Here is a 26,987-nt window from a genome sequence, read left to right on the forward strand (position 1 = left end):
ATTATCTGACCGTAAACGCCACGGGGATCGTGAAGCTGATCGATCCCTGCGGGATTTCGGACGGGATCGGGGGAAACGGGGAAGCCTGGCGGATCATCGCCGAGGCCTGCGCGTCGAGTGCGGCGACGCCCGACGATCCGCTGAGGCGGCCTCCGCTGACCTGTCCACTGCGGCTCACCGTAAAGGACAGCCGCGCGACGCCGCGCTGGCCGTTGGCCCCCGACGGGTACTGGTGGAAACGCATCAGATGCGCGCGGACGCGCTGATTATAGGACGCGAGCGCCGAGGCCGATGCACCGGCGCTGGCGGCGGAGGCGGTCTGGGCCTGGCGCTCAACACGCGGCGGCGCCGCGGTGCGTGGCGCGGGTGTCGCCTGGCTCGGCTTCTTCGCGTCGAGCCGGACGACCTTCGGCTTGACGGGTGTCGGCGTGGCGGTCGGGACGGGCTTGGCAGGCTCGGCCGCCGGCTTCATTTCCACCTTCTGCTCGGGCGGCGCCACCACCTCGGGCTTCTCCTGCGGCGGGGTCGGCGCGATCTGCTCCTCGACCACCTCCTGCTGCTTGACCGGCTCCGGCGGCGAGGCGTCAGCCTGCTCCATCAACTGGTCAGGCGCGCGCTCCAGCTCAGTCGATTGCGGCGCCGCCGATACCGGCGCCATCTCGACCATGATCGCGGGCAAGGTGGCGCCCGGCGGCGGCCGCTGCGTGTACCAGTTCATGAACAGCGCGATCAGCGCAGCATGGGCTGCAAGAATCGCAATGCTCGATGTGCTCCAGCGCCGCACCCCGGCGTGATCGGTGGCATCATGCAGCGCGAACGCGTTCATCGCGGTCAGCTTCGCCCGTCGAGGCCGACCAGCGCGACCTTGAGATAGCCGGCGTTGCGCAAGAGGTTCATCACCTCCATCAGCTCACCATAGCTGACCGCCTTGTCGGCGCGCAGATAGATCCGCTCGTCCTTGCGGCCCTTGGTGGCGCCATCGAGCGTCGCGGTCAGCGTGTCGCGCGCGATGATGTCCTCGCCGACCGCGACCGACAGATCCGGCTTCACCGTAACGAACACCGGCTTGTCCGGACGCGGCGCCGGCTCGACCGCACTGGCGGGCAGATCGACGCCGAGATCGACGGTGGCCAGCGGCGCGGCCACCATGAAGATGATCAGCAGCACCAGCATCACGTCGATGAACGGCGTGACGTTGATCTCGTGGTTCTCGGCAAGATCGTCGTCGCCGCCGCGCGACCGGCCGCCGAAGCTTGCGCGTGTGCCCAATCTAGCGCCCATGATTCACTCCGCGGCGCGCGCCAGCCGGAACGAGCCGCGATCGCCCTCGCGGCTGATCAGCAGCATGACCATGACAGAGGCGTCGCCGAGCAACGCGCGATGGGCCGAAATCGTGCGCGTCAGATGGTTGTAGATCACGACCGCCGGGATCGCCGCCACCAGCCCCAGCGCGGTCGCCAGCAACGCCTCGGCGATGCCGGGGGCGACCACGGCAAGATTGGTGGTGTGGGCTTCGGAAATGCCAATGAAGGCATTCATGATGCCCCACACCGTGCCGAACAGGCCGACGAACGGCGCGGTGGCGCCGATCGTCGCGAGCACGCCGGTGCCGCGCGCGATCTGCCGCGACATCGCGGCCTCGACCCGTTCCAGCCGCAGCGCGATCCGCTCCTTGAAACCGTCATCGGCGATGCCGTCGGAAAGACTGGCTTCGCGCGCGGCGGACTGCACGATCTGCGCTACCGCGTCGCCACTGTTGCGGCACTGCTTTTCGACGTCGGCGAGCACCGTATCGGTCTCGAGCAGGGAAATCCGCCGCCTGGCGGTCGCGGTCTTGCGCTTGATCTCGAGCGTCTTCGCCAGCCAGATCGTCCAGGTCACCAGCGAGGCAAATGCCAGACCGACCATGACGGCTTGCACCACGATGTCGGCGTTGACGAACATGTTCCATGGCGAGAGATTGCGCGGCAGCAACGCGGTATCGGTGGCGGCGAGCGCCGCCGCCGGAAACGCCGCCACGCCAGCGGCCATCAAGACCGCCAGCTTTCTCGATCCCGACTTGCGCACATTCTGCTGCATCGTCACCTCCCGGCTGACAACAACGCGGATGGTCAGGCCGCCTTTGCCGAAGCAAGGCTGTCCGCAAGCGACTGGAAACGCTTCAGCTGATCGCCGCGCAACGCGCGGGTCTCGTCGCGGCCGACGAACACCTTGAACATGATGCCGCCATCGACATTGATGAAGGCGACGAAGGCAGACGACTTGCCCATGAAGGGACGCTCGACAAAGGCGACTGCGTCGCAGCGTTCATGCCTGAGATGGCCGTGCAATCCCTTCGGCTGCATCAGGTTGAAATAGCCGCGGCCGACCTCGCCCGCCGGGATCGCTCCGGTGAACTCGAAGATCGCATCGCTGGTATGGACAATCAGCGTCACCTCGCCCCATTGCGCGATGTCCTGCATCGCGGCGACGAAATGGCTGCCGGCACCGATACGCACCATCGTTTCGGGCATCGCATCGATCACCGCGCGCGGCGTGACGTTGCGCTCGCGCGCAACGTCCTCGATCACCGCGCCCGGATTGTCCGCCATATACGCCTTGAGATCGGCGCTCTGCGTGCTCGACATGCAGGCCTCCCGTCAGGCGGCGGCGCTGGTTTTGCGCTCGGACTGGATCACCTCAAAGCCTTCGAACTTGGGATGGCCGAGGTAGAGGCTTTCGCCGGTCTTGTTGTCGGCGCGGGCGTGGGCGCGGCGGAACTCGTCCGAACGGGTCCAGGCTTCGAACGCGGCCTTGTCGACCCAGGTGGTGTGCGACGAATACAGCGTGTGGTCGTCGGCGACCGGACCCTTGAGCAGATGAAATTCGACGAAGCCGGCCATGTTGCCGAGATAGGATTCCCGCGTTGCCCACACCGTCTCGAAAGCCTGCTCCTGGCCCAACTTCACCTGAAACCTGTTCATCGCGATAAACATAGAATTCTCCTTGTTGCCGTCGTGGCCGGTTCGACCCGATCGTATCGTAACGCAGAAACGCCCCCCTAAGCCGCGCTGGGACATCAGCACGGCTCGGAGGGTTGATGGTGGCCGTCTCTCAATCGATCAAGAGACCGCCGGTTCTTCTTACCTCGATCAGGTGCCTCCGAAGTGATATTTGAGACCGCCCTTGAAGACCATTCCGGGTCCCGCACTCGCCCATTTCACGTCGTTCTGCGTGTCGCCGGTGGTGCCGACCGGGATGGCGTAAGGCCGGTAGTACGTGTTGAAGATATTCTCGGCAGAGAGATTGAGGGTCAGGTCGGCCGTCGGCTTGTATTGAAGATACAGGTTGACGAGATCGTACGACGTTGCGGGCGTATAGGTCACAGGAATGTCCCTGTTTGCCTTCGCCGACGTCCACATCACCGAGACCACCAGCGTATTCTGCAGGAACCTCAGACCAGCCGTTGTCGTGATTTTCTGCGGCGGGACGCTGTATAGCCCGAAATTGGTCTGAAGGTTCTTGCCCTCCTGGAAGGTGCCTGCGACCCCGACGAACCAGAGGTTGGCGTCGTACATGGTTTCGGCCTCGAAACCATGAATCCTGGCGCTCGCAACGTTCTGGTACTGCAGGAACGGGAAGAAGCTGCCAAAGCCGGGAACGACGACCGGCGTTCCGAACGCAACCTGATCGATGTAGTCGGTGATATCGTTGCGGAAGAAGTTGAACTTGCCGCGGATGCTGTCGCCGGCAACCCACACGTCGTTCTTCTTCAGATTGAAGCCGATTTCCTTGGTCTTGCCGACCTCGGGCCGCAAATTCGGATTGGGAACGAAGCAGAATGTCGAATCGGCACCAGGACCCGGCGTGCCCGACGGACAGCGGAAGAAGGAGTCGTTGATGGTTGCGCCGACATGCGAACCGCTGACGAGCGTCTCCGTGATCGACGGCGCGCGGTAGCCTTCGGCATAGCTGACGTAGGGCGTCAGCACGGCCAGGGGCATCAGGCCGATCGTGATCTTCGGCGACAAGCGATCGCCGCCGGAGGATGTCGTGGCCGATTCCAGCTTGTAATTGTCGTAACGCAGCGCGCCGACCACTTCGAGCATCGAGCTGTAATTGGCCTTCCACTGCACGAACCCGCCGGACACCGTGCGCCGGCCGCCCGGGGTCGTAATCTCGGAGGTACCGCGGGTGTCCTCGGTCGACACCTTGTCCTGGAACGCATCCAGCCCATAGGTCACCGCGTGACGCCAGTCGTAGGTTTCAAATCGCGTCGTGTTGTGAACGTCGACACCAATCGTATCGAGCAGATATCCGCGGTTGCTTCCGATACAGCCGGAGACCGGATTTCCGGGTAGGCCGCCGCAATAGACCGACCCAAGCGTGCTCGTGTGCCCCGTCTTGATCTGATCGTTGTCGGTCCGATTCCAGTAGACCTTGGCGTCCCAATCGAACCACTTGTCTTCCGGCTTCGAATATTTCCAGCCGAGCGTGGTCGTGTAGTTCTTCACATTGGTTGCGTAGATCGACGTGCCGTTGAGGTTGTTGGTGCCGTTCGCGTTGGTCGAATTGGGATCACCGGCGCGCCGTGGCGGCTGGCCGACGCTGTAGATATTCTCCTGGAATATCGCCCCGAGCTTGACCTCGTGCCCGTCGGCCGGGCGCACCGTCAGCTTGCCGATACCGCTGTTGAGACGGTTTCCGGTATTGGCGACCTCATAGCCGGTGCCGTCCTTGTAGTTCTCCTGCGTGCTGTAGGTGCCGCCGGCAAACACATCGACGTTCGGGTTGACGTGAACGCCGCCGAAGATCGAACCGAGCGCACGGCCGTAATTGGTTCCGAGGATCGTCTTGGCATCCACGCCCCAGCGCTCGCCCGGGCGCACCACGTCTTCGATGTCCTTGGTGCGGAACGAGGCCACGCCACCGATCGCGCCCGAGCCGTAGATGTTCGCGGTCGGGCCGCGCACGATGTCGATTCCGGCGATCAGTTCGGGATTGAGGAAGAACGAGCCGTTCGCGAAATGGCCGGTACGCTGATAATTCTGCCGGGCACCGTCGACCACCACGGCGACACGGCCGAAATCCTGCAGGCCGCGAATGTTGATTGCGGTGGACGGTTCATCGCCGCGATTCTGCACCCAGACGCCGGGGATGTTGTAGAGGAGATCGCCGACCGTAGAGGCCTGACGCCCCTGGATCTGTTCCAGCGTCACGACGCTGACCGGCGCCAGCGCGTCGATCGCGCGCTCTTCGGTCTTCGATGCTGCGACCGTGATGGTATCGAGCGACTGCACGGGTGCGCGGCCGACCTGCGCATACGCATTCAACACCGGCGCGGCTGCCTGCTCGGCTTGCGGCTTGACGGGTCTGCGCTTGGCCTGTTTTTTCCGCTCCGACGGACGACCGGTCTCCTGCGTGTCCGCGGTCTGCGCAACCGCGGCGTCGCCCATCAGCAACGCAAATGACACCACCGACGCGCCCAAAAAAAGAGCGCGCGGATACCTAGCCCCGTCAGCCATAACAACCCCAACCTGTTATCTATTTCTCGGGTCTGGCTGGCGGGCGCTGCGCGACGTGCGAGCTGCTTGCTGGCTACCACTTTTCGAACGCAGGCCCCCCGGCCCGCATTCTGTCATAATTGGTTAAGCGGTGGCGTCGGAGCGGTCAATGACCGCAGGGCGCACTTTATATCTATTGTAAATTGCCGCGGTTGGATTGCGCTTCGGCCCAACTATACAAGGTTGGATCATAAGAACTTCTTTGGGGCACAACAGAATTAGATGGCCGCACCTTCCGGAGACAAACTCGCAGACGCCACCGGGAAAGCAGGGACTCCCCCTGTTGCCGCACGATCGGTTGTCATGAGCGGCAACCGGCTCGACAGCCGCGAGCTGTTTGCAACCGAACGCGAGATCATCATTGCGCACGGCGAAGACAATTACCGCTTGCGGCTGACGTCGCAAAACAAGCTGATCCTGACCAAGTGATCCCTGATGGCAATCTGTCGCACACTCGCTCTGCTCGCCACCACCTGCGCCTTCGCCATTGGCGGCGCGGCGCTGGCCGCGGGCATTACGGTGCATGACGCGCGCAACCGCGACGTCACGATCTCGGACCCGGCGCGGATCGTTTCGATCGGCGGCGCCATCACCGAGATCCTCTACGCGCTGGGCTTCGAGGACCGGCTGGCCGGTGTCGATGCGACCAGCCTCTATCCGACGTCGGCGCTGCGCGACAAACCAAATGTCGGCTATATGCGCCAGCTCTCGGCCGAGGGCGTGCTCGGGCTCAACCCTTCGCTGGTGCTTGCCGTGCAGGGATCGGGGCCGAAGGAAACCATGGACGTGCTGGAGGCGGCGAAGGTGCCGCTGGTGCTGGTGCCCGAAACCTTTTCCGAACAGGGCCTGCTCGACAAGATCAAGCTGGTCGGCCACGCCATGGGCGCCGACGCGCGCGCCGAATGCCTCACCGCGGCGGTATCCGGCGACCTGGCGCAACTGCGCGACCTGCGCGCCAAAGTGACAAAACCCGTGCGCGTGATGTTCGTGATGTCGCTGCTCAACGGCCGCGCCATGGCGGCGGGCCAGAACACCGCGGCGAATGAAATCATCGCGCTGGCCGGCGGCGTCAACGCGATCGACAGCTATGAGGGCTACAAGATCATCAATGACGAGGCGATCGTCGCGGCGAGGCCCGACGTGGTGCTCTCGATCGAGCGCAGCAAGGGCTCGCTAGAAGCCGAAGCCGTCTTTGTCCATCCGGCCTTCGCGATGACGCCTGTGGTGGCGAACAAGGCCTTCATTGCAATGGAAGGCCTCTATCTGCTTGGCTTCGGTCCGCGCACCGCGGCCGCCGCGCGCGATCTCTCGGTCAAGCTCTATCCGGCGCTGGCGCCACAGGCGGAAAGATTCACGCCGGCCGCGCTGACGGCAAATTGCCGGCAATGACCGCCGTGGCCGAGGCGGAGAGCGCGAAGCGCCGCAGCGGCTCCGCGCTGCGGCCCGCCGCCACGCTGACGCTGGTCGGGTTGTTGCTGGCGCTGGCCGGTGCGGCACTGATCGCGCTGACTATGGGCGCTGCGGGAATTCCGCTGTCGCGGCTTCCGGCAGCGCTCGGTCTGTGGAGCGATGCATCGCCGCATCCGCTGGCGGCGCGCGATCAGCTCGTGCTGTGGTCGATCCGGATTCCGCGGATCGCGGCGGCGGCGATGGTCGGCGGCCTGCTCGCCGCGTCCGGCACCATCATGCAGGGGCTGTTCCGCAATCCGCTGGCCGATCCCGCCCTCGTCGGCGTCTCCAGCGGCGGCGCGTTTGCGGCGGCCAGCGCCATCGTGTTCACCAACAGCCATCTCGGCGAAAACCTGCACTTCATGCAGAACCAGTTGCTGCCGCTCGCCGCCTTCTTCGGCTCGCTGGCCACCACCATAATGCTCTACGGCATTGCCAGCCGTTCGGGACGGACCTCGATTGCGATATTCCTGCTGGCGGGGCTGGCGATCGCAGCCATCGCCAATGCCGGCATCGGGCTCCTGGTGTTCGTCGCCGACGACCGCCAGCTGCGCGACATCACCTTCTGGCTGCTGGGATCGCTGAGCGGCTCGACCTGGCCCAAGGTCGCCACGCTGGCGCCGGTGCTGCTGTTCGCGCTGATCGCCTGCCTGTGGATCGGCCGTGGGCTCGACGTGCTCGTGCTCGGCGAGGCCGAGGCGTTTCACAGCGGCTTCGACGTCGAGCGGCTGAAGCGGATTTCGATCGTGCTGGTGTCGGCGATGACCGGCGTCGCGGTCTCGATCTGCGGCGTCGTCGGATTTGTCGGCATCGTGGTTCCGCATCTGCTGCGGCTGGTGATCGGACCCGCCCACCGGCTGCTGCTGCCCGCCTCGGTATTATCAGGCGCGATCCTGCTGGTCGGGGCCGATACGCTGGCGCGCACCATCGTTGCGCCTGCCGAATTGCCGATCGGCATCCTGACCGCGGCGATCGGCGCGCCGTTCTTCCTCGCCATGCTGCTGCGCCAGCGCGGGCTGGTCGGGCTATGAACCCGATCCTCGAAGCACGGTCGGTGTCGCTGCGGATCGGCGACGCGACCCTGGTCGACGCCATCGATCTTCGCGTCGCTGCCGGCGAGATGGTCGCGATCGTCGGGCCCAACGGCGCGGGTAAATCAACGCTGCTGCGGATGCTGTCCGGCGATCTCCGGCCGACCCGCGGCCATGTCGAACTCAAAGGGCGCGGCATCGACGCCTACAGACCGCGCCAATTGGCCCAGCATCGCGCCATGCTGTCACAGCACGTCAACGTCACCTTCCCGTTCACGGTCGAAGAGATCGTCGCGATGGGCACCGGCGACAACAGCCGCGCCGCCACGCAAAGGCTGGTCGAGACGGCGCTGCACGAGGTCGGGCTGGAGCGCTTCAGCCACCGGCAATTGCCGACCTTGTCCGGCGGCGAACAGCAGCGCGCGCATTTTGCCCGCGTGCTGGTGCAACTCGCCTGCGGCGAGGCGCAGCACGGGCCGGGCCTGCTGCTGCTGGATGAGCCGACTTCGAGCCTCGACATGCGCCACCAGATCGACCTGGTGGAAACCGCCAAGCTGCGCGCGCGGGGCGGCACCGCCGTGATCGCGGTGCTGCACGATCTCAACCTCGCGATGCGTTTCGCCGACCGGATCGTGCTCTTGCACCGCGGCAGGCTGGCGATCGACGGCGGCCGCACCGACGCCATCACGGCCGAAACCATCCGCCGCATCTTCGAAGTGGACGTCACGGTCGAATATACCGACCATGGCGTGCCGTTCCTGCTGCCGCAGACCATGCGGCCGGTCGCGACCCGGTAGCCGCCCACAACGCGCCGGCGGCGTAAGGCCGCAACTTTATCCAACAGCATCACCGGCGTTTCATAAAACTGTCAGGCGGCTGTTACACGCTCCCCGGAGAACACGGCATCGCTTCTCACAGGAGATACTACCATGCGCATGTCACTGCTCTGTTCCGTCGCCTCGGTCTTTCTGGCTACAGGTGCCGCGTTTGCGCAAGGCGAAGGCGAGTTTCCCGCCACGCTGAAGGGCCACGCCATCCTCCCCGCCCAATCCTTTGTCGAGGCCCCCGCCGACGCGCCTGATGATCTCAAGACATCAGGCAAATACACCACCGGCCGCCGCGTGGATGCCGTCGGCAGCGTGATGGGAAAATCCTATGAGCGCCCGACCGGCGTCGCGCTGCCCTTCAAGGGCCAGCCGCTGCAGGGCCATTCCGGCATCAAGGTGATGGCGGACGGCTCGTTCTGGGTGCTCACCGACAACGGCATGGGCTCGCGCTATAACTCGGCCGACTCGATGCTGTATCTGAACCGCCACAAGATCGACTGGGCGACCGGCAAGGTCGACCGCCAGGAAACCGTCTTCCTGCATGATCCCGACAAGAAGGTGCCGTTCCGCATCGTCCACGAAGCCACCGCCAAGCGCTATCTCACCGGCGCCGACTTCGACACCGAAGGTTTCCAGATCATCGGCGACACTTTCTGGATCGGCGATGAATTCGGTCCCTACATCCTCAAAGCCGACAAGACCGGAAAAGTGCTCGCCGTGTTCGACACCACCGCCGACGGCAAGCCGGTGCGTTCGCCCGACCATTGGTCGGTGCAGTCGCCGGGCGCGCCAGGAGCCAGCTACACCACCGTCAACCTGCGCCGCTCCAAGGGTTATGAAGGCTTTGGCGGATCGAAGGACGGCAAGTTCCTCTATGGCCTGCTGGAAGGCCCGCTGTGGGACGCCGAGAAAAAGGATGTTGAAAAGGTCGACGGCAAGGAAGCCGCGCGGATCCTCGAGTTCGACGTCGCGGCGGAAAAATTCACCGGGCGCTACTGGCACTATGTGTTCGAGGCCAACGGCCACGCGATCGGCGACTTCAACATGATCGACGCCTCCTCCGGCCTGATCATCGAGCGCGACAATGGCGAAGGCACCGTGGACAAGGCATGCCCGCAAGGCACCCGCGGCGAAAACTGCTTCCCGGATCTGGCCAAGTTCAAACGCGTCTACAAGGTCGAGCTTAACGACGCCAACGCCGGCAAGCCGATGCGCAAGATCGCCTATATCGACCTGATGAAGATCAAGGATCCCGACAAGAAGGCAAAGAAGCCGCTCAATGACGGCGTGCTGACGTTCCCGTTCTTCACCATCGAGAACGTCGACCGCGTCGACGACACCCACATCATCGTCGGCAACGACAACAACCTGCCGTTCTCCTCGAGCCGCGATCCGAACAAGGCCGACGACAACGAGTTCGTGCTGCTGGAAGTGGGTGAGTTCTTGAAGGCGAAGTGAGACGTTACTCCTCCCTCTCCCCGTCCTTCACGGGGTCGAGACGAGCGAAGCTCGCTCTTAGAGGGGCGGGGTGAGGGCTCTCTCGACACAGTTAGTGTTAAAGGTTGGACCTGTACCCCCTCACCCAGATCACATCTGCGATGTGAACCGACCTCTCCCCGCAAGCGGGGCGAGGTTGGGAAGCAAGCCCTACTCCTTCCTTGTCCGGTAATCTCCGAACGTCGCGTCGCGCTGGTCGAGCTGTGATTTCACGCTTCCACCGTCGCGGCGGAATGTCGACATGTAGTTGCGGGAAGCCTCCGTCGTGAACGCCAGCGCCTGGATTTCGGTGCCGGCGCGCATCGCGGCGCGGGCGCCCATGATCTCCATCGCGCGGTGCACCGAGCGCTTGTTGAGCTGCTGCAGTTCAATCGGCACTTTGGCGGCGCGCTCGGCGAAATCCAGCGTCCGCGCATCTAATTCTTCGAGCGGAAACGACCGCGTCGCAAACCCCCATTCGGCGGCCTCGCGGCCGGACATCGCGTCCCCGGTCAGCATCAGTTCCATGGCGCGGCGCATGCCGACCAGCCAGGGGTGATACTGCATGTCGGGCGGCGACATCAGCCGCACCGGAGGATAACCGATCTGCGCGTCGTCGGCGACGTAGACGATATCGCAGGCCGTCGCCAGCTCCGTGCCGCCGGCAAGGCAATAGCCGTGCACCTGCGCCACCACGGGCTTTGCAAGATCCCAGATCCCGAACCAGCCCTCGACGACGTGCCGCGACCATTGGCCGGGGCCTGCGGCCGAGTGAAAGGGCTGGTCGACGCGGTTATCCGCCGACAGATCGTAGCCGGCGGAAAAACAGGGACCAGCGCCGCGCAGAATCGAGATCGAGATGTCAGGATCGCGATCGGCCTGCTCCAGCACCTCGAACACTTCCGCCCGCAGGCGGTTGTTCAGCGCGTTGCGCTTCTCGGGACGATTGAGCGTGACGCGCCGGACCCGCGGCCGGGGATCATCGACGAGAATGTGTTCGTAGGGCATTGGCGGCTTCTCCCTGTTCGCGGGACCTGTTGGGCGGTCTCGGCATCTTCATGCCATCAGAGAGGAAGTCATAGACCGCGGCAAGGCCGCGGGATGCAGGTCTGCCCTCGCGGCTATTGCTCACTTTCCTTCATGCCCGGCCTTGTGCCGGGCATCCACGGCTTGCTTATTTCTCACCAAAGAAAGACGTGGATGGCCGGGACATAGGCGAGCGGAAGCGACGCCGTCCTTCAGACGGCTACGCCGGCCATGACGGGCTAGCCCGCCGGAATCATCACCACGCCCTTGTCCTTGGGCCAGCGCACGCGCCACGCAAAGCCGATGTCGCGGACTTCGCCGGCCTTGGCCTCGAACGCCCATTCAAGAACGCCGCGCTTGTCGCGGAGGTTGGTCGTGGTCGGCGGCGTCGAGGACGACAGCATTTCGACCTGGATGTCCTCGTTCTCGCTGACCGGCAATTGATCCTCGATCGCGACTTTGATCGAGAAGTCGTGGCCGTTGCGGATGGTGGTCTTGAACGAACGCTCATCGGTCTTCGACGTCGTCACGATCAGGCCGGCCGAACCCTCGTTGCGCTTGATTGTCGTGCGCTCGATCTTGATCTTGTCGTCGGCGCCGAAGCCGAGACGGACGGTTTCGTCCTTGCCGGCAGCGGCCATCTGGCCGCGGCCGACGAACACGCCGTCGCGGTAGATCGAGACCCGACCGGGCAGCAATGGCGCGTCCTCGGTCTGCTTGAAGCTGGCTTCAAGGAATGCGGTCGGGTCCAGCACCGGCACGGCGCGAACCGCGAGGTCCGGCGCGATGATCGCGGAGGCCACGCGCAGGCTTTTTGCGCCCTCGCTGGCGCCGAGGCTGACGCGGCCGGGAATTTTGAAGGTGACCTGGAAGCCGTCGACTTCTGCCGTGGCTTGTTGCTCCTCGGCTACCCTGCTACGTGCCTCCTGCGTCATCGGCGCCGGCGCCGCGCGAACCAATGGTTTGGCGGCATCCATGCCACCGCTGATGGATGCGGCAGCCCGTGGCGGCGGCGGATACTGCACGATCAGCGAGTTCAAATCCGGCGCCTTGCCGCCGCGCGCGGTGCGCACGGTGGAAACGGCGAGCGCGACATTCGACCAGTCCTCACCGGTGTTCTGGGTGATCTCGGCGCGGCGCACCAGTTCGAGCGCGGGCTTGCGGTCTTTGGCGCCGGTGTCGAGGCGGGCGTCGTACAGCGGCGTCCAGCGCGCGTTACGCACCGCATAGGTCACCCGCAACGTGGCCTTGGTCGCGGCGGCCGCGGCGAGTTCGATCCGGACCTCGAGCTTGTTCGGCGGCTTCTGCGCCCGGTCGGCTTCCAGCCGCGCAATCTCGCGGTCAAGCTCGCGCTGCTTGCGTTCGGCGTCGCGGATCGCGCTGTCGGCGGTGGCGACCTCCTCGGCCACGGCGGCAAAGGCCGCGCGCCATTCGGCGATCGGGCGCGCCTCGCCCTTGTCGCCGATCCCGGCCGGCGAGGCTTCGGCAAACCGCTCGGCGAATTTGCGCCGCGCCGCGGCTGAATTGATCGCGCCCTGCAGATCGGCGCGCTGGTCCTTCAGCGCCTCGATGCGCTTGTCCAGTTCGGGCAGATTGACCGGCGGCGCCGCGCGCGGCGGCTTGGCGTCGATGGCGCCAATGGTGAGTTTCGCGCCCGCCTCGCCTTCGACTCGCAACGACGACGGATCCAGCGTCAGCGGAAAATCCTTCAGCACGGCCGAGTGGTCGCCGGCCGGAAGATCGAGGGTGATGACCCGGGTGATGCTGGCGCCGTCGGGATAGACGGTGACGGCATCGACAGCCGAACTGGCAGATACATCGGCCGCCCGCGCCGGAGCTGCGGCCAACGCCGCAACCACGACGAGGCTGGTCGTCACAAGATACTTGGCTAGAAACTGCATTGGATTCCCTCTCCGAAAGGCCGCTTGCTGAACAGCGACGCAAAAATCCCACCACCCCTGGTGATGAGACGTTGCGAGCGAGGAACTGGTTCGATTGGGGTTTCGGTGAGGCTTATGCGAGGCGGCACCGCGGCGGGTGGCACAGATTGGCAGAGGCGAAGCTATCGGCCGGATATTTTACGCTCCCTGGAGGGGTTTGAGACGAGCAAAGGTCGCTCGGACCCCCACGGGGAATATTATACTTGGCAAACCCAATCTAATGAACGCTGCTTTTCGACAGCAGGTTAAGGACCAAGACGCCCGCAACGATCAGGCCCATTCCCGCGAAACCCGCAAGGTCAGGGCGTTGGCCGTAGAGCACCCACGCGGCCATCGCGACAAGCAGAATCCCGCCGCCGGCCCAGACCGCATAGGCGGTGCCGACAGGAATCCGATCGAGGACTTGGGACAGGAAGAAAAACGCGGCAGCGTAGCCCAACACAGTAAGAATTGAGGGGCCTAGCCGGCTGAATCCCTCCGACGCTTTCATTGCGCTGGTGCCGATGACCTCGCCGATAATAGCAAGAGTAAGGATAGCATACGCGGGCATGAGAACCTCCTTGGTGTGGAGGTATTTAATGATCAGAACTCCGTGGCCTCGTCACGCTCACTTTCCGGTGACTGATCTGGTCCCAGAAGCTTGTGACGAATTTTCTCCGCCTCGCTCATTACGAGCATCCGCTCGCTTGTGCGTCCCGCCGTTGCTTGCTCGCGTCGCAGCTCCATCTAGCGCGGAAACGAGGGCACCACCCGACTAGAGCCGCGCCGGTTAGGACGCCCGCCAAGTGGAGATTGAGGGTTCCCCCAATCCACCTGGCCCGCGCTCTTTCCAAGAGAGGACGAGAAAATACCTCTTAAAACACCAGCGCCTTGGCCTGCTTCACCTGCGGCAACGCCTGCACCTTGGCGAGCACGTCGGCCGGAATTTCACCGTCGATTTCGACCAGCGCGATGGCGTCGCCGCCTTGCTTGACGCGGCCGAGATGGAAGGTCGCGATGTTGATCTTGGCGTCGCCGAGCAAACCGGCAAAGCTGCCGATGAAGCCGGGCTTGTCCTCATTGGTGACGTAGATCATCGACTTGCCGAACTCGGCATCGACGCGGATGCCCTTGATATCGACCAGTCGCGGCTTGCCGTCGTGATAGACGGTGCCCGACACCGAACGCTCCTGGCGCTCGGTGACGACGGTCACGGTGATCAGGCTTTCGTAATCGCTCTGCGCCGCGCGCACGATCTCGTCGACCACCATGCCGCGCTCCTTGGCGACAACAGGCGCCGAGACCACGTTGACGTCGCCCAGCATCGGCCGCAGCAGGCCGGACAGCACCGCCGAGGTGATCGCCTTGATCTTCATTTCGGCGACATGACCCTCATAGGTGATCTGCACCTGGAGGATGCCGCTCTCGGTGAGCTGGCCCGCGAACGAGCCGAGCTTCTCGGCCAATTCAATGAACGGCTTCAGCTTCGGCGCCTCTTCGGCGGTGATCGAAGGGAAATTGACCGCGTTGGAGATCGCGCCGGTCAAAAGATAATCCGACATCTGCTCGGCGACCTGCAGCGCGACGTTCTCCTGCGCTTCGGTGGTGGAGGCGCCGAGATGCGGCGTGCAGATCACGTTGGGATGGCCGAACAGCACGTTCGAGGTAGCGGGTTCCTCGATGAAGACGTCGAAGGCGGCGCCCGCGACATGCTTGGAATTCAGGGCATCGACCAGCGCCTGCTCGTCGACCAGGCCGCCGCGGGCGCAATTGATGATGCGCACGCCCTTCTTCATCTTGGCGATGGCGCCCGCGTCGATGATGTTCTTTGTCTTCTCGGTCAGCGGCGTATGCAGCGTGATGAAATCGGCACGCTTCAGGAGATCGTCGAGCTCGACCTTCTCGACGCCGATGTCCTTGGCGCGCTCCGCCGACAGGAACGGATCGAAGGCGATCACCTTCATGCGCAGGCCGAGCGCGCGGTCGGCGACGATCGCACCGATGTTGCCGCAGCCGACCACGCCGAGCGTCTTGGCCGTGATCTCGACGCCCATGAAGCGGTTCTTCTCCCACTTGCCGGCCTGCGTCGAGGCGTCGGCCTGCGGAATCTCGCGTGCCAGCGCCAGCATCAGGGTGATGGCGTGTTCGGCGGTCGTGATCGAATTGCCGAACGGCGTGTTCATCACGATGATGCCCTTGGCGGTCGCGGCGGGAATCTCGACATTGTCGACGCCGATGCCGGCGCGGCCGATCACTTTCAGCTTCTTGGCCTTCTCGATGATCTTCGCGGTCGCCTTCGTCGCGGAGCGGATCGCAAGCCCATCATAATTGCCGATGATCTCAGCGAGCTTGTCCTTGTCCTTGCCGAGATTGGGCTGGAAGTCGACATCGATGCCGCGGTCCTTGAAGATCTGCACGGCGGCGGGGGACAGCGCGTCGGAGATGAGAACTTTGGGTTTGGACATGTGAGCTTCCCTGTGATGGGCGATGTACCGATGTCGTCACCCGCGGGCTAAAGCGCGAAGCGCGTCTTCGCGCTTGAGACCCGCGGGTCCATCTTGTTTGATGGATGGCCGGGTCAAGCCCGGCCATGACGATGACGAAGTGAAATCAAGCAGCCTTCGGCAACGCGGCCTTGGTCTCGGCGAATGCCCAGTCGATCCACTGCGTCAGCAGCGCGACGTCGGAGGCTTCCACGGTGGCGCCGCACCAGATCCGCAGGCCCGCCGGCGCGTCGCGGTAATAGGCGAAGTCGTAACCGGCGCCTTCCTTTTCCACCAGCGCGACCAGCTTCTTCGAAAAGTCCGCCTGCGCGTCAGCCGTCAGCGAGGTGATCGCGGGATCGACGAACTTCAGGCACACCGAGGTGTTGGAGCGGATCGCCGCATCCTTGGCCAGGAAGTCGATCCACGGCGTCCTGGCCTTCCAGTCGGCAATCGCCTTGGTGTTGGCGTCGGCGCGCGCGATCAGGGCCTTGAGGCCGCCGATCGATTTCGCCCAATTCAGCGCATCGAGATAATCCTCGACGCACAGCATCGACGGCGTGTTGATGGTCTCGCCTTCGAAGATGCCTTCGTTGAGCTTGCCGCCCTTGGTCAGGCGGAAGATTTTCGGCAACGGCCACGCCGGCTTGTAGGTCTCCAGCCGTTCCACCGCGCGCGGCGACAGGATCAGCATGCCGTGCGCGGCCTCGCCGCCCAGCGCCTTCTGCCAGGAGAACGTCACCACATCGAGCTTTGCGAAATCGAGCGGCTGCGCGAAAGCGGCGGACGTTGCGTCGCAGATGGTGAGGCCTTGGCGGTCAGCCTTGATCCAGTCGGCATTGGGCACGCGCACGCCGGACGTGGTGCCGTTCCAGGTGAAGACGATGTCGGATGCGGGATCGGCCTTGGAAAGATCGGGGATTTCACCATAGCCGGCGTGCAGCTTGGTGACGTCCTTGAGCTTCAGTTCCTTGACGATATCGCTGACCCAGCCTTCGCCGAAGGATTCCCAGGCGATGGTGGTGACGGGGCGCGCGCCGAGCAGCGACCACAGCGCCATTTCGACCGCGCCGGTATCGGACGCGGGCACGATGCCGATCTTGTATCCGGCCGGCACTTCAAGCACTTCGCGCGTCAGTTCGATCGCGAGCTTGAGCTTGGCCTTGCCGACCTTCGCGCGATGCGATCGGCCGAGCGCGGCGTCCTTGAGATTTGCGGGGTTCCAGCCGGGGCGCTTGGCACAGGGGCCGGAGGAGAAATGCGGCACGTTGGGCCGCGAAGCGGGCTTCGCTACGGTCATATTCTATCCTTCCAGATAGCAAGCCTCCCGTTGGGGGGAGGTGTCCCGCGGCGGTGATTAGGGGAATCGCGCCCGATCGTCAAGGAACTTCGGACGCTTCCGATATGTCCCTGACATCACAGGTGATTGAAGCATCGACGTCGGTGGACGAAACCGGCTGCTGCTCCAGCAGTCCAGCCGCATCGTTGATCAGCCTGGCGGCCATTCGCCGGCTCGAGGTTTTCAAAACGCTTTTCTCGCCAGCCTGCACGACATATTCGTTGCCGATCCGCACGATCGAAAAATCCTTCATCGAAAATCCCCAGAGTTGCCCACGGCCCCATGGGAGACGCTGACATAGCGGAGACGTTCCTCTCCGTAAAATCACGGAGGTCGAGGTAGTTTATCGCCTGTTAATGGGATTGCAGAGTCACGACTACTCCAGGCAATTGCCTGCGCCGCGACTCAACTTTGCACAAGAATAAAGCTCAGAATCTCAAGGTCATGCCGACATGACTGCGCGCGAACCCAAGCCGTTCATAAAACCGTTGCGCATCGACGCGCGTATGATGCGTCAGCAGTTCCACCAGCTTGCAGCCCTTGGCGCGTGCTTCTGAAACCGCCCATTGCACCAGTTGCTCGCCAATGCCCCGGCTACGGCAATGGCTGGCGACGCGGACATCCTCGAGCAAACCGCGCGAGGCGCCCTGCGAACTCAGGCCGGGCAGGATGCACAGCTGCAGGCAGCCGACGACGGCGCCCTCGCCGTCTTCGGCGACCACGAGATGGATATTCCGGTCGCCCGCGACGCGTTCGAACGCGTCGAAATAGGCTTGCGGCAGCGGATCTTCGAGCCGCTCGCGCGGGCCACCGAGCGGATCGTCCGCCAGCATGACGACGATGTGACCGACATCGTCACGGCGCGCGCGACGGATGGTGACTTGCGAAACGGCGGCCATGGGGTTTTCCGGTGAAACTCAGCGCGCCGGCGGCAGGCCGAGCAATTTTTCGGTCTCGCCGATCCAGCGGCGCACGGCGGCATAGCCATCGAGATGGAAACCGCCTTCATGCGCCAGTCTTGTATAGGCCAGCAGGGAGACGTCGGCGAGCGAGACGGCGTCGCCGACCAGGAACGGCGTGGTGGCGAGCTGATGCTCCATCCGCGCCAGCGCCGCATAGCCGCGCTTGACCTTGTCGGGGTCGAGATCGGAGGCAGATTTCCCGAGATAGAACATCTGGAAACGGCAGACCGCGATATAGGGCTCGTGGCTGTATTGTTCCCAGAACAGCCATTCGTCCATCTTGGCGGCGGCGAACGCATCCGTCGGAATGAGGTCGCTGCCGCGGGCGAGATAGCGGATGATGGCGTTGGACTGCGCCAGCGTGCGGCCGTCGTCGAATTCGACCGTCGGCACCTGGCCGGCATAGTTGAGCTTGAGGAACTCGGTCGTGCGGGTTTGGCTCTTGAGTGTGTCGATCGCAACCCAGCTATAAGGCAGCGCGAGTTTGTCGCACACCCACTTCACCTTCAGGCAGTTGGCCGGAATTGGTATCGCCGTAGATTTTCATGCGCGGCCGCCCTCGTTATGGCGACAGTGCAACAGCCTGCGGCAAATCTGTCAACGGTATCAGGATCGACGACGGACCAGGCCAAGTCTGAGGCCAAGTCGTCTGAGCCTGTAGCCCATCAGAACTTGTAGCCCAGGCCTGCGCGGACCGTGTTGACGGTGGTATCGACGCTGGAAGTGAACCGGAGATATTCCCACTCGGCGCGCAGGAAAAGGCCCGCATACAGCATCATGTCGATGCCGAGACCGCCGGCAAATCCCGTGACGAAGTGAGAATTGGCGTTGTCGGTCAGGAGCATGCGAGGGGCGAAAGTGGAAGCCACACCCGGCGCATCGTACCTGACAACGAGTTCAACGCTGCGGTTGATATCGGCCTGCCCCAATCCGACGCCGACGAAGGCGTAGGGCAAGAAGCTTCCGACCGCATAGCCGCCGCGGACGCGAAGCGAACCGAAATCGGTCACGCGCATCGAACCGCTGGCGAGGGCGATGACGTTGGTCGTCACATTGTTAGATGTAACGGTCCGCACCTGCGAGCCGGTGCTCGAGGCCCCAAACGCGCCATGGCTGTAGTTGAGCTCGATGCCGATCAGCACGTCGCTCCATTGAAAATTGTAACCGGCAAAAGCCCCGTAGGCGGAGTTGCTCGGCGCATGCGCCTTGCCGAGCAAGGGCCATTGCGAGACGTTGAACTGCGTGTCAGCCGAGGAATTGTTGACCAGCCGGGTCATCATGTCCGTGGTGGAATTGGTGAAGTCCATGTCCCCAGCGCCGCGCGCGACCTGGCCGCCGACATAGACGCCCGACCAGTTGACTTCGATTCTGCTCAGCCCGTCAGTGAAACTGCCGCGGAGATAGTCCGGCATATCTGCCGCCTGCGCGCCAGCCGCCGCGCCACACATCATCGCCACCAGCAAGAATCGACGCATCGCAATACTCCATCGAGCAACTCTAACTTGCGTTGATCATCGCTCGTTAACCCTAACCAATCGTTATCGCAGGCCCCGATGCGACGTGATCTTGCGGGAAAAAGCCAAACGCCTTTCCTGCTTGCGACTGGCGCCAGGTGCGATCGCGCCAAAAGCAAAACGGCGCGGGAAGATCCCGCGCCGTCCGCAATCCTTAACAGATGGCAGTCGCAATTAACCTTTGCGCATCAACGGCGCCGGCGCATAGACCTGTGGGCTTTCCAGGTTCCAGCGCACGCCGAGCTTGAGGTCATGCGAGGTCATGTCGCGGTACTGGAAGGTCGAGGGACCGGCATTGGTGCCATCGAAGAAGCGGCCGTTGCCGTGGATGCCGGTACCCATGTCAAGGTAGCGGTACGCCAGTTCGACCGTGAAGTTGTTGCTGACCTTGTAGGCAAGACCGGCATGCACGGCCCAGGCGAAGTTGGTCTTGCTCGCGCCCTCGGCGAAGTACGCGCTGCTGCGGCCATCGAACGCCGGGAACGTCGCGACATCGCTAAAGCCGGTGGTCTTGATGGTGGCTGCGCCGAAGCCGGCACCGATGAACGGCGTGATGCACCACCAGGTACCGAGGTCGACGTAGCCGTTGACCATTCCGACCCAGCTCTTGTAGCCGCCGCTGTAGGTATCAGCGAGGCCGCCGCCGGGATTGAACATGAAGAAGTCGTTGCCCTTGAAGCTGACCTTCGAGCGATATTCGCCGGTGATGTCAGCACGGAACCAGCTGTTGAACTGGTAGCCGATACCGACGCCGTACATCATGCCGCTGTCGAAGCCATGGCCGTTCTGAGTCCAGACCGTATTGGCCGGCAGGGTGTCGTAGGCGTTGACGTGCAGCTTGCTCTGGGTGTTGGTCATGCCGATGTCGCCGCGCAGATACCAGCCACCGAAATCCTGCGCCGGAGCCGGTGCATAGGCCATCGGAGGCGGCGGTGCGATCGAAGGCATGTCCGCGGCGAAGGCCACCGACGACAAGAGGGATGCCGCTCCGGCGGCAAGAAGAGACTTAACGCTACGCATTGGCTTCGTCCTTTTGTCCGGTGAGGCGACTGCGGAGGCCTCACATCAAAAACTCACGGGCGGACGATGCCAGCAAATGCTTAAGCGGCGCTTAACCCTAATTTTTAAGGTTGATAATCCGTTGCGCATGATCCGCCGAAGTGCGTCGCGGTTCGGCGATAAGATCATGCGCCACTTATATTTTTGAGCGCGATCGGACGAAAAACCGGAATCCACTTTTTCTGATCGCGCTCACACATTTTTCGCGCGCGCGTTTATGCAGCATGCAATCTGATGCATTTGCAGCACAGAAAATGGCGAAACCGCCATACATCCTAACGATGCGTTGACGGAAATGACACGGATGCTGACCTACCCGCTTGCTTGCCCGCGCCGTTTGCAAACGCTTCGTTAACGCGCGAGCTTCGGCATCTTCGGCAGGAACACGGCAAGCAGGCCGAGCGCCGGCAGGAAGGCGCAGAGATGGTAGACAAAGGCGATGCCGGTGTGATCGGCAAGCTTGCCGAGCACCGCCGCCCCGAGCCCGCCGATGCCGAAGGCGACGCCGAAGAACACGCCGGAAATCATTCCGAAGCGATGCGGCATCAGTTCCTGCGCGAACACGATGATCGACGACGTCGCCGAGGACAGGATCAACCCGATGATGACAGTCAGCACCGCACTTCCAAACAGGCCGGCATAGGGCAGCGCCAATGTGAACGGCAGCGCGCCGAGGATCGAGAACCAGAGGACGTATTTGCGGCCATAGCGGTCGCCGAGCGGCCCGCCGAAGAACGCGCCTGCGGCATTGGCGGCGAGAAAGATGAAGAGATAGAGCTGGGCTGCCTGGGTCGAGACGCCAAACTTGTCGATCAGATAGAAGATGTAATAGCTCGACAGGCTCGACACGTAGAGCTGTTTTGAAAACAGCAGCGCCACCAGCACCACGAGTGCGATCTTGACGCGGCGCGCGTCCGGCGCATCCGGATGGCGTTCGACCACGGCGGACTTCTTCGTCGTGATCTGCGGCCGGTACCAGACGCCGATCCGCCACAGGATCACGATCGCCAGAAACGCGATCGAGGAAAACCACGCGATGCTGGGCTGGCCGAACGGCACCACGATCAACGCCGCCAGCACCGGCCCCATCGAGGTGCCGAAACTGCCGCCGAGCTGAAACACCGATTGCGCAAAACCGTAGCGCCCGCCCGAGGCAAGCCGCGCGATCCGCGCCGATTCCGGATGGAACACGGCCGATCCCAATCCAACCAGCGAGGCCGCGATCAGAATGACCGCGTATTGATGCGCGACGCTGAGCAGCAGCAGGCCGAAGAACGTGAACCCCATGCCGATCGCGAGCGAGAACGGCTGCGCCTTCTTGTCGGTGAAGTGTCCGACCAGCGGCTGCAGCAGCGACGCGGTAAACTGGAACGCCAGCGTGATCAGGCCGATCTGCGCGTAGTCCAGCGCGTAATTGTGCTTCAGGATCGGATAGACCGACGCAATCAGGGACTGCATGGTGTCGTTGAGGAAGTGCGAGAAGCTGATCCCGGTGAGCACGATATAGGCCGGCCCTGCGGCGGCCGCCTTGGCGGCGAGCGCCGGCGCCACGTCGGGCATCACCACGGGCGCGGTGAGGGCTTCCTCGGAGACGGTGACGGGCTTGTTCAAGGGCGAGATTCCCGAATATCGACTTGCAATAATGCCCGTTCCTACGCCGCGCGCGGTGCTGCGACCAGCATCAATAGCTAATGGCTGCGATGCGTTGGGGTGCGCTGGCAGGCACTTCTTCCCTTCTCCCCTTGTGGGAGAGGGAAGAAACGCCGCATGAGAGAGCTAGCCTAAGCCGCGGCGGCGTGGCCGAGGGCGGTGACGATGTGATCGACCACGTCCTCGACCAGGATGCGATCGTCGCCCTCGCCCATCACGCGTATCACGGGCTCGGTGCCCGACGAGCGGACCAGCAGGCGGCCGCAGCCGTTGAGGCGTTTTTCGCCATCGACAATGGCGGATTTGACCTCGGCGTCGTCGAGCGGCTTGCCGCTGCGATAGCGCACGTTCTTCAGGATTTGCGGCAGCGGATCGAATTTGTGGCAGACTTCCGACACCGGGCGGCGGAGCTTTTGCACCACGGCCAGCACCTGCAGCGCCGCGACGAAACCATCGCCCGTGGTCGCATAGTCGGACAGGATGATGTGGCCCGACGGCTCGCCGCCGAGATTGTAGCCCTGCTTGAGCATCTGCTCGAGCACATAGCGGTCGCCGACCGGCGTGCGCACCATCTCCAGCCCAATGCCTTCGAGGAAACGCTCCAGCCCGAGATTGGACATCACGGTGGCAACGATGCCGGGCTTGGCGAGACGGCCGTCTTCCTTCCAGCTCTGTGCGATCACCGCGAGCAGCTGGTCACCGTCGACCACATGGCCGCGCTCGTCGACCAGGATGACGCGATCGGCGTCGCCGTCGAGCGCGATGCCGATGTCGGCGCGCATTTCCCGCACTTTCCGACTCAATGCCTCCGGCGAGGTCGAGCCGCATTCCTTGTTGATGTTGAAACCGTCAGGATCGACACCCATGGCAACGACGTCGGCGCCGAGTTCCCACAGCGCTTCCGGCACCACCTTGTAGGCCGCGCCGTTGGCGCAGTCGATCACGACGCGCAGGCCGTCGAGCGAAAGTTCGCGCGGCAGCGTACGCTTGGCGAATTCGATGTAGCGGTCATGGACGCCGTCGATGCGGCGGGCGCGCCCGAGGCTGGCGCTCTGCGCCAGACGCCGGTCGATCGGCTCGTCGAGCAATTGCTCGATCTGCTTCTCGACGTCGTCGGACAATTTGAAACCCTGCGGGCCGAACAGCTTGATGCCGTTGTCCTCGAACAGATTATGCGAGGCCGATATCATCACGCCGAGATCGGCGCGCATCGACTTGGTCAGCATCGCGACCGCCGGCGTCGGCATCGGACCGAGCAGCAGCACGTCCATGCCGACAGAGGTAAAGCCCGCGACCATGGCGTATTCGATCATGTAGCCGGACAGCCGCGTGTCCTTGCCGATGACGACGCGATGGCGGTGATCGCCGCGCTGAAACACCAGGCCGGCCGCCTGCCCCACCTTGAGTGCGAGCTCCGGCGTGATCAGACCATTTGCACGGCCCCGAATTCCGTCGGTACCGAAATATTTGCGGCTCATATACCCCCCAGCAATTCCGCGCCTCTTAAGCCATCCGGCAAGAAGCAGCGAACGCCCACCATCATAGCGTGCACCGGCCTTATAGTCTCTCGGGCGCTAAAATGGCTTCAAAAAATATGATGAATCATTACCGGCATCGGAAATCGAGATCGGCGACTAACCCATTGCAAAACAATATCTTTTTCAACCCGCCCGCTTCCTGGGTACTCCTTAATCGCGCCGCTTGATGTGATGGTCGCCCTTCGACGGCGCCGGTTGGGTCACATTCACGGCGTCCGAGCCCGGAAAAGTCTCCTCCAGCCCCTCCTCCAGGGCCTCGTCCAAACGGCGCTTTTCGGCGCTCTCGCGGGGCGTGCGAACAGGCTTGAGATCAGGCTTTGGATGACGATCGGATCCGGTCATGGAATGTCCTCACCGCAGGGTTCCGCAAGCCTGATTTGGCTGAGGTACCAACCATGCTAGATGACGACACAGACAAGAAATTCAAGAAGGGGCCGGATCGTCCATGAAGCACATTACCTGCATCGAAGATCTGCGCCAGCTGCACAAGCGCCGGGTGCCGAAGGCGTTTTTCGATTATGCGGATCGCGGCTCCTATTCCGAGGACACGCTGCGCGCCAACCGCGCCGATCTCGAAGCGATCAAGTTCCGCCAGCGCATCCTGGTCGATGTGTCGAGGCGCGATACGTCGACGACGATCCTGGGCGAGCCGGCCGCACTGCCGCTGAGCCTCGCCCCGGTCGGACTGCTCGGCATGCAGCACGGCGACGGCGAAATCGCCGCCTGCCGCGCTGCGCAGGCCGCCGGCATTCCGTTCACGCTGAGCACGATGTCGATCTGCTCGATCGAGGACGTCGCCGCCAATGTCGACAAGCCGTTCTGGTTCCAGCTTTACGTGATGAAGGACCGCGGCTTCATCAAATCCCTGATCGAGCGCGCGATCGCGGCAAAATGCAGCGCGCTGGTGCTGACCGTCGACCTGCAGGTGATGGGACAGCGCCACCAGGACATCAAGAACGGCATGACGATTCCGCCGGAATGGTCGTTGTCGAAGCTGATCGACTTCGCGACCAAGCCGGCCTGGGTCGCCGGCGTGATGCGCGGCAAGCGCCGCACCTTCGGCAACATCGCCGGCCACGTCAAAGGCACCGACGATATCACCCAGCTCTCGCAATGGACCAACGCGCAGTTCGACACCACGCTGAGCTGGAAGGATGTCGACTGGATCCGTTCGATCTGGCCGGGCAAGCTGATCCTCAAGGGTATTCTCGACGTCGAGGATGCCGAGGAGGCCGTGAAGACCGGCGCGCATGCGATGGTGGTCTCCAACCATGGCGGCCGCCAGCTCGACGGCGCGCCGTCGTCGATCGAGGTGCTGCCCGAGATCGTCGATGAGGTCGGCGACAAGATGGAGATCATGTTCGACGGCGGCATCCGGTCCGGCCAGGACGTCATGCGCGCGCTCGCGCTCGGCGCCAAATCCTGCATGATCGGCCGCGCCTTCGTCCACGGCCTCGGCGCCGGCGGACAAGAGGGTGTCGCCAAGGCGCTCGATCTGATCCGCAACGAAATGCTGGTGACGATGGGCCTGTGCGGCGTCAACACCATCGCCGAAATCGACGATCACGTGCTGGCGATTTAGGGGCCACAAAAATTCTCGTCGTCCCGGCTCCTTACTTCCCTTCTCCCCTTGTGGGAGAAGGTGGCGCGCGAAGCGCGCCGGATGAGGGGTTCTATCCTCATCGCAACCCTTACCGTGAGGAGAGAACCCCTCACCCGTCTTCGCTTCGCGAAGCCACCCCAAGAGCGAGCTTCGCTCGTCTCGGCTCCCACAAGGGGAGAGGGAAAAAAAAGCGCCTCACATCGGCGGTGCGATCCCGTTGCGGCCGACATTGACGCGGGCGGCTTCCAGCGTGCCGTCTTCCTTTTTCGTCGCGCTGAAGATGATGACCTTGGCACCCGGCTTCAGTTCGGACTTGTCGCCCGCGACGAAGGTGACAACAGGCGTATCCGGCGGCACCACGACTTTCTTCTCGCCGTCCTTGTACTTGACCAGGATGTTCTGGCCATCGGTGCCCTTGACCGTCTGGGCAACGGTGGCGTTGGTCATGGTCGAGTTCGGGCGCGCATCCCAGGGCCGGAAACCTTCCGCGGCGCCGCGCTGGTTTTCGGGGAAGATGTGAACGGCAACCGCCCGCTGGGTGCCGTCGGGCTCCGGCAGGCCGGTGACGCCGATGTAGGAGCCTTCCTTGATGTCAGACAGTTCGGTCCTGGCGACACCGAACACCGCCACATTGTCGGTCATGCGCACCTTCAGGTCGGCGCCCTCGCGCGACTTGATCGACAGGACAGATCCATCGACGGCCTCGATGGTGCCGCGGATCCGCACCGTCGGTGTCGGCGGTTGTTGCGCCCAGGCGGACGCCCCAAACACGGTGGCAAATGTCAATGCAGCAGCGAGCAGGCGTGACGTCATCCGCATGGCGGTATCCCTTCCGATGTCCTTGAGCGTCCCCTCAACGCGAACACCGGGAGGGAATGCGTATTCCCATAGTCATTCCGGGGCGCGCAAAGCGCGAACCCGGAATCTCGAAATTCCGGGTCTGGTCCTTCGGACCATCCCGGAATGACGCTGCGCGTCACATCGGCGGGGTCAGCCCGTCGCGGCCGACGCTGACGCGGTTGGTTTCGAACGAGCCATCCGGCAGCTGCTTGATGGCCGCGATCACCTTGGCACCAGGCTTGAGATCGGATTTGTCGGCGGGAACAAAGGTCACGACCGGCGTCTCCTGTGAGACCAGAACCTTCTTCTCGCCACCCCTATATTTGATCAACAGCGTGTGACCGTCATTGCCGGCTACCGACTGATCCACCGTCGCATTGGTCATGGTGCTGTTGGGGCGCAGATCATACGGCCGCGAGCCCTCGCCGGTGCCGCGCATCGCCTCGGGAAACACATGCACCTCGACCGCGTTCTGGCTGCCGTCCGGTCCCGGCACCGTGGTGGCGCCGATGAACGAACCGACCTTGACGTCGGACAGCGAGATTTTGGTAACCCCGACCACCCTGATATCGCCGGTCATGTGCAGTTTGACGTCTTCACCGCCGCGCGACTTGACCGCAAGCACGTCGCCCGCGACGCCCTCGATGGTGCCGCGAACCCGCGTCGGCGGCTGCTGGGCGATGGCGTAGATGGTGGACGCGGCCACCATCGCGACGGCGAGCAGCGGA

At 63.5% G+C, this 26,987-nt stretch carries 26 protein-coding genes and 1 pseudogene; 6 read left to right on the plus strand and 21 right to left on the minus strand.

The features are described from left to right. Position 1: 1 nt before the first annotated feature. The 6 genes from ABIE49_RS13715 to ABIE49_RS13740 all read right to left on the minus strand — a co-directional run bounded on the left by ABIE49_RS13715 (position 2) and on the right by ABIE49_RS13740 (position 5,504). Positions 2 to 826, minus strand: coding sequence for an energy transducer TonB family protein (locus ABIE49_RS13715; protein ID WP_192737600.1), 825 nt, complete (start codon positions 824 to 826; stop codon positions 2 to 4). 5 nt (positions 827 to 831) lie between these two features. Next, positions 832 to 1,281 carry a TonB system transport protein ExbD gene (exbD, locus tag ABIE49_RS13720; RefSeq protein WP_192737601.1) on the minus strand — a complete coding sequence of 150 codons (450 nt, stop codon included), beginning with the start codon at positions 1,279 to 1,281 and terminating at the stop codon, positions 832 to 834. A gap of 3 nt (positions 1,282 to 1,284) precedes the next feature. After that, a complete protein-coding gene (gene exbB / locus ABIE49_RS13725) occupies positions 1,285 to 2,079 on the minus strand; it encodes a tonB-system energizer ExbB (protein WP_192737602.1) in 795 nt (264 codons plus the stop codon). A gap of 32 nt (positions 2,080 to 2,111) precedes the next feature. Continuing rightward, positions 2,112 to 2,627 (minus strand): heme utilization cystosolic carrier protein HutX, encoded by a 516-nt coding sequence (gene hutX, locus ABIE49_RS13730; protein WP_192737603.1) that lies wholly within the window; start codon positions 2,625 to 2,627, stop codon positions 2,112 to 2,114. 12 nt (positions 2,628 to 2,639) lie between these two features. Further along, entirely contained in the window at positions 2,640 to 2,975 is a 336-nt protein-coding gene (hmuQ, locus tag ABIE49_RS13735) for a heme-degrading protein HmuQ (RefSeq protein ID WP_192737604.1), read from the minus strand. A 156-nt stretch (positions 2,976 to 3,131) separates the two neighbouring features. After that, positions 3,132 to 5,504 carry a TonB-dependent hemoglobin/transferrin/lactoferrin family receptor gene (locus ABIE49_RS13740; RefSeq protein WP_192737605.1) on the minus strand — a complete coding sequence of 791 codons (2,373 nt, stop codon included), beginning with the start codon at positions 5,502 to 5,504 and terminating at the stop codon, positions 3,132 to 3,134. Between the two features lie 261 nt (positions 5,505 to 5,765). Between ABIE49_RS13740 and ABIE49_RS13745 the strand changes: the two genes are divergently transcribed. The 5 genes from ABIE49_RS13745 to ABIE49_RS13765 all read left to right on the plus strand — a co-directional run bounded on the left by ABIE49_RS13745 (position 5,766) and on the right by ABIE49_RS13765 (position 10,308). After that, the gene (locus ABIE49_RS13745; protein ID WP_249150650.1) at positions 5,766 to 5,972 is read left to right on the plus strand and encodes a hemin uptake protein HemP; all 207 of its coding nucleotides are present in this window, start codon (positions 5,766 to 5,768) and stop codon (positions 5,970 to 5,972) included. Between the two features lie 6 nt (positions 5,973 to 5,978). Then, positions 5,979 to 6,932, plus strand: a complete 954-nt coding sequence (locus ABIE49_RS13750; protein WP_192737607.1) for a heme/hemin ABC transporter substrate-binding protein — start codon at positions 5,979 to 5,981, stop codon at positions 6,930 to 6,932. Beyond that, a complete protein-coding gene (locus ABIE49_RS13755) occupies positions 6,929 to 8,023 on the plus strand; it encodes a FecCD family ABC transporter permease (RefSeq protein ID WP_192737608.1) in 1,095 nt (364 codons plus the stop codon). Before ABIE49_RS13750 ends, ABIE49_RS13755 begins: the two co-directional genes overlap by 4 nt. Next, on the plus strand, positions 8,020 to 8,820 hold the full coding sequence (locus ABIE49_RS13760; protein WP_192737609.1) for a heme ABC transporter ATP-binding protein: 801 nt from the start codon (positions 8,020 to 8,022) through the stop codon (positions 8,818 to 8,820). Before ABIE49_RS13755 ends, ABIE49_RS13760 begins: the two co-directional genes overlap by 4 nt. A gap of 132 nt (positions 8,821 to 8,952) precedes the next feature. Next, the gene (locus ABIE49_RS13765; protein ID WP_192737610.1) at positions 8,953 to 10,308 is read left to right on the plus strand and encodes an esterase-like activity of phytase family protein; all 1,356 of its coding nucleotides are present in this window, start codon (positions 8,953 to 8,955) and stop codon (positions 10,306 to 10,308) included. Positions 10,309 to 10,497: 189 nt separating this feature from the next. On the opposite strand, the gene ABIE49_RS13770 is transcribed toward ABIE49_RS13765, so the two are convergent. The 13 genes and pseudogenes from ABIE49_RS13770 to ABIE49_RS13830 all read right to left on the minus strand — a co-directional run bounded on the left by ABIE49_RS13770 (position 10,498) and on the right by ABIE49_RS13830 (position 24,158). Then, on the minus strand, positions 10,498 to 11,334 hold the full coding sequence (locus tag ABIE49_RS13770; RefSeq protein WP_192737611.1) for an enoyl-CoA hydratase-related protein: 837 nt from the start codon (positions 11,332 to 11,334) through the stop codon (positions 10,498 to 10,500). A 257-nt stretch (positions 11,335 to 11,591) separates the two neighbouring features. Then, on the minus strand, positions 11,592 to 13,253 hold the full coding sequence (locus ABIE49_RS13775; RefSeq protein WP_192737612.1) for a mucoidy inhibitor MuiA family protein: 1,662 nt from the start codon (positions 13,251 to 13,253) through the stop codon (positions 11,592 to 11,594). Positions 13,254 to 13,509: 256 nt separating this feature from the next. After that, on the minus strand, positions 13,510 to 13,842 hold the full coding sequence (locus tag ABIE49_RS13780) for an SMR family transporter (protein WP_192737613.1): 333 nt from the start codon (positions 13,840 to 13,842) through the stop codon (positions 13,510 to 13,512). A 304-nt stretch (positions 13,843 to 14,146) separates the two neighbouring features. Continuing rightward, positions 14,147 to 15,736, minus strand: a complete 1,590-nt coding sequence (gene serA, locus ABIE49_RS13785) for a phosphoglycerate dehydrogenase (RefSeq protein ID WP_192737614.1) — start codon at positions 15,734 to 15,736, stop codon at positions 14,147 to 14,149. Between the two features lie 145 nt (positions 15,737 to 15,881). Beyond that, positions 15,882 to 17,054, minus strand: coding sequence for a phosphoserine transaminase (locus ABIE49_RS13790; RefSeq protein WP_192737615.1), 1,173 nt, complete (start codon positions 17,052 to 17,054; stop codon positions 15,882 to 15,884). A gap of 79 nt (positions 17,055 to 17,133) precedes the next feature. Beyond that, positions 17,134 to 17,346, minus strand: a complete 213-nt coding sequence (locus tag ABIE49_RS13795; protein ID WP_192737616.1) for a hypothetical protein — start codon at positions 17,344 to 17,346, stop codon at positions 17,134 to 17,136. Between the two features lie 175 nt (positions 17,347 to 17,521). Further along, positions 17,522 to 17,992 (minus strand): GNAT family N-acetyltransferase, encoded by a 471-nt coding sequence (locus tag ABIE49_RS13800; RefSeq protein ID WP_192737617.1) that lies wholly within the window; start codon positions 17,990 to 17,992, stop codon positions 17,522 to 17,524. An 18-nt stretch (positions 17,993 to 18,010) separates the two neighbouring features. Continuing rightward, positions 18,011 to 18,602 (minus strand): annotated as a pseudogene (locus tag ABIE49_RS13805) (glutathione S-transferase family protein). Positions 18,603 to 18,720: 118 nt separating this feature from the next. Continuing rightward, on the minus strand, positions 18,721 to 19,530 hold the full coding sequence (locus tag ABIE49_RS13810; RefSeq protein ID WP_192737619.1) for an outer membrane protein: 810 nt from the start codon (positions 19,528 to 19,530) through the stop codon (positions 18,721 to 18,723). 213 nt (positions 19,531 to 19,743) lie between these two features. Next, entirely contained in the window at positions 19,744 to 20,589 is an 846-nt protein-coding gene (locus tag ABIE49_RS13815; protein WP_192737620.1) for an outer membrane protein, read from the minus strand. A gap of 390 nt (positions 20,590 to 20,979) precedes the next feature. Beyond that, on the minus strand, positions 20,980 to 22,239 hold the full coding sequence (locus tag ABIE49_RS13820; protein WP_192737621.1) for an MFS transporter: 1,260 nt from the start codon (positions 22,237 to 22,239) through the stop codon (positions 20,980 to 20,982). A gap of 170 nt (positions 22,240 to 22,409) precedes the next feature. Further along, positions 22,410 to 23,756 carry a phosphoglucosamine mutase gene (gene glmM / locus ABIE49_RS13825; RefSeq protein ID WP_192737622.1) on the minus strand — a complete coding sequence of 449 codons (1,347 nt, stop codon included), beginning with the start codon at positions 23,754 to 23,756 and terminating at the stop codon, positions 22,410 to 22,412. Between the two features lie 210 nt (positions 23,757 to 23,966). Then, a complete protein-coding gene (locus ABIE49_RS13830; protein ID WP_192737623.1) occupies positions 23,967 to 24,158 on the minus strand; it encodes a hypothetical protein in 192 nt (63 codons plus the stop codon). A 103-nt stretch (positions 24,159 to 24,261) separates the two neighbouring features. Between ABIE49_RS13830 and ABIE49_RS13835 the strand changes: the two genes are divergently transcribed. Beyond that, the gene (locus ABIE49_RS13835) at positions 24,262 to 25,398 is read left to right on the plus strand and encodes an alpha-hydroxy acid oxidase (protein WP_192737624.1); all 1,137 of its coding nucleotides are present in this window, start codon (positions 24,262 to 24,264) and stop codon (positions 25,396 to 25,398) included. A gap of 216 nt (positions 25,399 to 25,614) precedes the next feature. Here the strand turns inward: ABIE49_RS13835 and ABIE49_RS13840 are convergent, their stop codons facing one another. Continuing rightward, positions 25,615 to 26,232, minus strand: coding sequence for a hypothetical protein (locus tag ABIE49_RS13840; protein ID WP_354067485.1), 618 nt, complete (start codon positions 26,230 to 26,232; stop codon positions 25,615 to 25,617). Positions 26,233 to 26,395: 163 nt separating this feature from the next. Then, entirely contained in the window at positions 26,396 to 26,968 is a 573-nt protein-coding gene (locus ABIE49_RS13845; protein WP_502915995.1) for a hypothetical protein, read from the minus strand. Between the last annotated feature and the right edge of the window lie 19 nt (positions 26,969 to 26,987).

The organism is Bradyrhizobium sp. OAE829 (assembly GCF_040546575.1).
GTDB lineage: Bacteria > Pseudomonadota > Alphaproteobacteria > Rhizobiales > Xanthobacteraceae > Bradyrhizobium.

What these genes read in the sequence shown, in the direction of transcription:
- ABIE49_RS13715 (WP_192737600.1), bottom strand. Translation starts at nt 826, where the DNA reads ATGAACGCGTTCGCGCTGCATGATGCCACCGATCACGCCGGGGTGCGG.
- exbD (WP_192737601.1), bottom strand. Translation starts at nt 1,281, where the DNA reads ATGGGCGCTAGATTGGGCACACGCGCAAGCTTCGGCGGCCGGTCGCGC.
- exbB (WP_192737602.1), bottom strand. Translation starts at nt 2,079, where the DNA reads ATGCAGCAGAATGTGCGCAAGTCGGGATCGAGAAAGCTGGCGGTCTTG.
- hutX (WP_192737603.1), bottom strand. Translation starts at nt 2,627, where the DNA reads ATGTCGAGCACGCAGAGCGCCGATCTCAAGGCGTATATGGCGGACAAT.
- hmuQ (WP_192737604.1), bottom strand. Translation starts at nt 2,975, where the DNA reads ATGTTTATCGCGATGAACAGGTTTCAGGTGAAGTTGGGCCAGGAGCAG.
- ABIE49_RS13740 (WP_192737605.1), bottom strand. Translation starts at nt 5,504, where the DNA reads ATGGCTGACGGGGCTAGGTATCCGCGCGCTCTTTTTTTGGGCGCGTCG.
- ABIE49_RS13745 (WP_249150650.1), top strand. Translation starts at nt 5,766, where the DNA reads ATGGCCGCACCTTCCGGAGACAAACTCGCAGACGCCACCGGGAAAGCA.
- ABIE49_RS13750 (WP_192737607.1), top strand. Translation starts at nt 5,979, where the DNA reads ATGGCAATCTGTCGCACACTCGCTCTGCTCGCCACCACCTGCGCCTTC.
- ABIE49_RS13755 (WP_192737608.1), top strand. Translation starts at nt 6,929, where the DNA reads ATGACCGCCGTGGCCGAGGCGGAGAGCGCGAAGCGCCGCAGCGGCTCC.
- ABIE49_RS13760 (WP_192737609.1), top strand. Translation starts at nt 8,020, where the DNA reads ATGAACCCGATCCTCGAAGCACGGTCGGTGTCGCTGCGGATCGGCGAC.
- ABIE49_RS13765 (WP_192737610.1), top strand. Translation starts at nt 8,953, where the DNA reads ATGCGCATGTCACTGCTCTGTTCCGTCGCCTCGGTCTTTCTGGCTACA.
- ABIE49_RS13770 (WP_192737611.1), bottom strand. Translation starts at nt 11,334, where the DNA reads ATGCCCTACGAACACATTCTCGTCGATGATCCCCGGCCGCGGGTCCGG.
- ABIE49_RS13775 (WP_192737612.1), bottom strand. Translation starts at nt 13,253, where the DNA reads ATGCAGTTTCTAGCCAAGTATCTTGTGACGACCAGCCTCGTCGTGGTT.
- ABIE49_RS13780 (WP_192737613.1), bottom strand. Translation starts at nt 13,842, where the DNA reads ATGCCCGCGTATGCTATCCTTACTCTTGCTATTATCGGCGAGGTCATC.
- serA (WP_192737614.1), bottom strand. Translation starts at nt 15,736, where the DNA reads ATGTCCAAACCCAAAGTTCTCATCTCCGACGCGCTGTCCCCCGCCGCC.
- ABIE49_RS13790 (WP_192737615.1), bottom strand. Translation starts at nt 17,054, where the DNA reads ATGACCGTAGCGAAGCCCGCTTCGCGGCCCAACGTGCCGCATTTCTCC.
- ABIE49_RS13795 (WP_192737616.1), bottom strand. Translation starts at nt 17,346, where the DNA reads ATGAAGGATTTTTCGATCGTGCGGATCGGCAACGAATATGTCGTGCAG.
- ABIE49_RS13800 (WP_192737617.1), bottom strand. Translation starts at nt 17,992, where the DNA reads ATGGCCGCCGTTTCGCAAGTCACCATCCGTCGCGCGCGCCGTGACGAT.
- ABIE49_RS13810 (WP_192737619.1), bottom strand. Translation starts at nt 19,530, where the DNA reads ATGCGTCGATTCTTGCTGGTGGCGATGATGTGTGGCGCGGCGGCTGGC.
- ABIE49_RS13815 (WP_192737620.1), bottom strand. Translation starts at nt 20,589, where the DNA reads ATGCGTAGCGTTAAGTCTCTTCTTGCCGCCGGAGCGGCATCCCTCTTG.
- glmM (WP_192737622.1), bottom strand. Translation starts at nt 23,756, where the DNA reads ATGAGCCGCAAATATTTCGGTACCGACGGAATTCGGGGCCGTGCAAAT.
- ABIE49_RS13830 (WP_192737623.1), bottom strand. Translation starts at nt 24,158, where the DNA reads ATGACCGGATCCGATCGTCATCCAAAGCCTGATCTCAAGCCTGTTCGC.
- ABIE49_RS13835 (WP_192737624.1), top strand. Translation starts at nt 24,262, where the DNA reads ATGAAGCACATTACCTGCATCGAAGATCTGCGCCAGCTGCACAAGCGC.
- ABIE49_RS13840 (WP_354067485.1), bottom strand. Translation starts at nt 26,232, where the DNA reads ATGACGTCACGCCTGCTCGCTGCTGCATTGACATTTGCCACCGTGTTT.
- ABIE49_RS13845 (WP_502915995.1), bottom strand. Translation starts at nt 26,968, where the DNA reads ATGGTGGCCGCGTCCACCATCTACGCCATCGCCCAGCAGCCGCCGACG.